1 protein-coding gene is annotated in these 840 nt (G+C 63.9%); it reads right to left on the reverse strand.

Going from position 1 to position 840, the window contains the following annotated elements; genetic code table 11:
- A partial coding sequence (locus CCN33_RS30180; RefSeq protein WP_341866603.1) for a S8 family serine peptidase occupies positions 1-838 on the reverse strand: 838 nt, incomplete at its 3' end.
- Positions 839-840: the final 2 nt, after the last annotated feature.

Below are 840 nucleotides of genomic sequence, written 5' to 3' on the forward strand. Positions count from 1 at the left end.
GGGGGTAGACGTCGGCGGGGCCGGGGTTGTCGACTTCCATCGCGGCCCGCAGGCGGATGCCCCCGTAGCCGATGAAGTCGTTCCGCTCCGCACCGTTCGCCGGCTTGTTGAGCGTGTTCAGCATGACCCGGAGAACCTGGTTGTTGGTCCAGTCGGGATGCTTGGACCAGATCAGGGCGGCAGAGGCCGAGGCGATGGCGGTCGCGTCGCTGGTGCCCTGTGATTTGCAGAGCTGGGTGCCCTTGGCGCAGGCATGCACCATGTCCACGCCTGGAGCGATCATGTCCACGAAGGGTCCGCGTTGGGAGAAGTCAGCCAACCTGGTCTTCTGGTCAGCCGCTCCAATGCCGACTACGCCGGGCGTGGCGGCCGGGTAGGAAGGCAGGTTCTCCTTGTCGCCCCTGTTGCCAACTCCCGCGAAGAGCAGCTTCCCCTTCGCCAGCGCGTACTTGACGGCAGCAGCGAGCTCTGGAGTACCGACGTCGTGGCGACCGACTGAGTCGCTCAGGGCCAGTGACATGTTGATGATCTGGGCCTTGGAATCGGCGGCGTAGCGGATCGCCTGAGTCAACTTCTCCGAGTACTCAGTCGTGGCGTCTATCCGCCCGCTGACCTCTCGGTTGTCGATCATCCGGATGGGAAGGATCTTCGCTCCCGGTGCAAGTCCGTACGAAGCGTCTACCCCGCCGAGTGCTCCAGTCGCCGCTATGAGCGCGGCCATCGACGTGCCGTGACCCGCGACGTCGGTATGTTCGTCACCGCGCAATGAGGAGAAGTCCTTTCCATCCAGGACCTGACCCCTCAGATCCGGAAGTGAGTCATCGACTCCGGAGTCGATCA

Source organism: Streptomyces recifensis (genome assembly GCF_002154615.1).
In the GTDB taxonomy this organism is placed as follows: domain Bacteria; phylum Actinomycetota; class Actinomycetes; order Streptomycetales; family Streptomycetaceae; genus Streptomyces; species Streptomyces griseoluteus.